We start from the raw sequence: 3,587 nt of genomic DNA on the forward strand, positions 1-3,587 counted from the left end.
ACGTTAGTGCGCCAAGCGAAGCGAGGCGCTTCTTGTCCGGTGAAAGTCCGGACGTTTCAAAGTAATAACCAAACAGAAACTACCGAGTGTTGCGCTGATGTCAGCTAAGCCATTAGAAGGATTGCCGCTTTTAGAGGCGGAGCCCGATGCGTTATCCACATGGAAGCGTGTCGGGATGGCGGAACGACATCGACGAAGCGTACACAGGGAAGCATGCAGGCCGCAGGGGAGTCGCAGTCCCCGAAGGCAATTTAGCCCCGTAAAGAGTGCAGATGCGGGTGACGACGGTTTTAACGTGCGCGGAAGTCAGCACGGGCAATGCCGCAATGGTAAGGCATTGTTCGGCCCGTCGGGGTTCGAAGCCGTGGCATGCATGCAAAGAAGCGTCCTTGAACTTGGGAGGCCTGTTTGTTTCCTCTGGAAAGAGGTAGGAGGCATCAACTAACCGGAGATGCAGTCGAAGGACAAACAGGAGTCAGACTCGTTCGTATTACTCGGAGACGGTAGGGCCGATCACGGGGGGAAGGAGCGGGCTGAGCGGTTACACGGGCAAAGCGCACACGCCTCGGGAAGGACTGTCCCGAACAAGAGCGTGTCAAGCACCCTGCTCGGACTGAGAGAGAAAGCGGGGAAGGAGCCGAAGTATCGGTTTCGTTCTCTGTATCGAGAGATCAACCTGCCGATGCTGTACGAGAGCTTTTACGAGCTTCGTCGCCACGCGGCCACGGGAGTGGACGGTGTGAGCGTGGAGAACTACGAGAAGGACTTGGACGGGAATCTGCGTGGGTTGTTGGAGCGTCTGGTCGCCAAGCGGTATCGGGCCCAGCACGTAAAGAGGCGGTTTATCTCCAAGGGCGGCGGTAGGCTGCGGCCTTTGGGCATACCCGCGTTGGAAGATAAGATCGTTCAGATGGCCGCGAGCAAGTTGCTGCAAGCAATTTACGAAGCGGACTTTCTGGATATGAGTAAAGGGTATCGGCCGAAGCGGGGAGCGCGCGATGCGAGCCAGGAACTGCGCGAACGACTCGTTCTCGAACGAGTGCACTGGGTAGTGGAGGCGGACATCGAGGGGTTCTTCGAGAACGTCGATCACAACTGGCTGTGTCGGATGCTGGAGGAGCGGGTGGACGATCAAGCGTTCATTCGTCTAATCCGCAAGTGGCTCAAAGCCGGAATCCTGCAAGAGGCCGGTGAAGTGATCCACCCGGCAACGGGAACCCCGCAAGGGGGGATCATCTCGCCTGTTCTGGCCAACATCTACCTGCACTACGCATTGGACCTGTGGGTGGAGAAGGTCTTGCCGAAAGGTCTTCGGGGGGCGCACGTCTGCATGCGCTATGCAGATGACTTTGTCGTCGGATTCGAATATGGCAGCGAGGCCGAGCGGTTCTTTTCGGAACTGCCACGCCGAATGGCCAAGTTCGGGTTGAGCATGGCCGCTGACAAGAGTGCCATCCTGAGGTTCAGTCGGTGCGATCTCGAAGGCAGTGGCTGTTTTGCCTTTCTGGGATTCGAGTTCTACTGGGCTCGGACCCGCAAGGGTCGGGTCACCGTCAAACGGCGAACGTCCAAGAAGAAGTTCAGGGCTTCGCTCTCCGGGCTTAAAGAATGGATGCGGAATAACCGGAGTCGGCCTCTGAAGGAACTGGCTGTCATCCTCCGGCGTAGGTTTGCCGGTTACTTCAACTACTACGGAGTGATCGGGAACTCGGACCGCCTTTGGCAGTACTGGACTCTGGCGCGGAAGATTATCTTCCGTGCCCTGAACCGCCGCAGCCAAAGACTCAGCTACAACTGGACGGGGTTCTCCCGGATGTGGATTACCCTCGCTATCCCTAACCCTCATATCGTAGAAAAACCCTTCCAACGATCCGTCTCATGGACTCTCTCCTACAGATGAAAGCCTCCCGGTCCACTCCACTGCGCGACCGCTCAGAGGAGCCCTGTGCGGTAGTCCCGCACGCAGGGATCTGCGAGGGGGCCGTCCGGCAACGGACGGTCCTACCTTGATGCTGAAAAATGAGAACTGTTGGAAACGTATGGATACTCATCGGGGTTTCCGGTTACCTAGTGCTTTGTCTTTCAACCGTAATTTCGTTCGTTTCGAGATCATCTCCGATGGATGAAGGAGTGATGATTCGAGCATTTCTATTGTCGGTCGCCACTTCGATTGTGGTTTGGACAATGCGGAAAGTAACAAAGAAGGAGTGGATGCAGGTGGTATCAGCCATCGTTCCTTTTCCATTCTGGATTGTTGGTTTTCAACTGGCCATCCACCAGTAGAAAAGGAACGAAGCTAACCAGTCAGCGTAGGCAACCCGATGAACTCGCCCGTGGAATCGACAATCCATAGAAGTCTGGACCTCGTAGGCCGGGTTGCCTAGCCTCATCGATATGGGAAAGAATTGACGAACCACTTTCGAACGAAGTGACGAGCAACCGAATGGGCGCAGCAAATTCCTCCGATGGGCGCAGATAAGAGAAGAAAGTAGAAAGAGAATGGAACCTGCAATCCGTGGTTCAAGAACCGGGTGGAGTGAGCGGAGAAAATGCGCTTGCGGGATTCGACCCCCAGGGCCAATATCGGAGCCATATCCAGACGGCCTAGGCAACCCAGATTTACTCTTCGTGAAATCGACAACCGACAGAACCCCGATCCCCACAGGCTGGGCCGCCTAGCCTCCACGATATATGAGAAAATGGAAGAAGCCCGAAATATCATCATCTTCATCGGAATCTTCTTCCTGCCGGTAGCCGTAGTTTCCCTGATCCCGCTCTTCATGAAATGGAATCGGAAGAAGGAATGGTTTAAAGAAAAACAGAATCAGAGCTGGAAGCTTCTATCAGCTCTTGCTGTATTTAACTATCTTGGACTAGTCGGGCACTTCATCGCCGAAAGGAATAGTAGCACTCCAAGTATTCTGGCGTTTGACACGCTCCCAGGCTATTTCGTCACAGTGTTCATCGGATTGTCCCTCGTCTTTGGTTGGGTTTTGACATACACGAAGGAAAGAAACGCGTTTTCACTAGTCTACGCCCCAATCCACCTAGCTTGTCTTTGGTTGACCAACTACTTGATGCTCACGATTGTCAGCTATGGTTACGCTTGAAAAAATGGATATATCCAGTCACACCTATCAACTCCTTTCGCGCTCCGCGCTTCAGTCGCGATAGTGCTCTACGTTAGCAAAAAAAATGAAATCGATTCCACATTGGTTGCGTATTTGGATTCAATCCGCACTTATCGGGGAAATCTACCCTTCGATTCGAGCAATAGCGGTTAAGTTCACAGATTCAAAAGAATTCACACTGCGCTACTATCTAGAAAAAGAACCTACAGATTTTGATCGAGAATCGTGCTCAATGGTGATGACAGAAATCTTGGCAAATACATCCTCAAAAGAAGAAATAAAAAAAGTGAAAGAAGAATGTTTTTTCTCAGATAAGCTACTTCGTGATATCGATGTATTAGATGGTTTGGTTTTTGCTCGGAGAGAATATGAAATTGAAAAATAAATACGCTAACAAGGCGAGCGAGAGGAATGCCGAGATCGCTCCGCTCACTCAGCATCCCTCCTCTTGACGTT

The 3,587-nt window shown here is 52.7% G+C and carries 3 protein-coding genes; all 3 read left to right on the forward strand.

The window, feature by feature from the left end:
• Nucleotides 1-592: 592 nt before the first annotated feature.
• A complete protein-coding gene (gene ltrA / locus H5P30_RS07890) occupies nucleotides 593-1,900 on the forward strand; it encodes a group II intron reverse transcriptase/maturase (protein WP_185692383.1) in 1,308 nt (435 codons plus the stop codon).
• A gap of 799 nt (nucleotides 1,901-2,699) precedes the next feature.
• Nucleotides 2,700-3,110, forward strand: coding sequence for a hypothetical protein (locus H5P30_RS07895; protein WP_185692414.1), 411 nt, complete (start codon nucleotides 2,700-2,702; stop codon nucleotides 3,108-3,110).
• Between the two features lie 85 nt (nucleotides 3,111-3,195).
• Nucleotides 3,196-3,516: a MafI2 family immunity protein gene (locus tag H5P30_RS07900; RefSeq protein WP_185691223.1), complete on the forward strand. Its 321-nt coding sequence runs from the start codon at nucleotides 3,196-3,198 to the stop codon at nucleotides 3,514-3,516.
• The last annotated feature ends 71 nt before the right edge of the window (nucleotides 3,517-3,587 follow it).

It is taken from the genome of Puniceicoccus vermicola (assembly GCF_014230055.1).
Taxonomy (GTDB): Bacteria; Verrucomicrobiota; Verrucomicrobiia; order Opitutales; family Puniceicoccaceae; genus Puniceicoccus; species Puniceicoccus vermicola.

Excerpts from the sequence above, each read along its gene's own strand:
- H5P30_RS07895 (WP_185692414.1), top strand. The coding sequence starts at position 2,700 with ATGGAAGAAGCCCGAAATATCATCATCTTCATCGGAATCTTCTTCCTG.
- H5P30_RS07900 (WP_185691223.1), top strand. The coding sequence starts at position 3,196 with ATGAAATCGATTCCACATTGGTTGCGTATTTGGATTCAATCCGCACTT.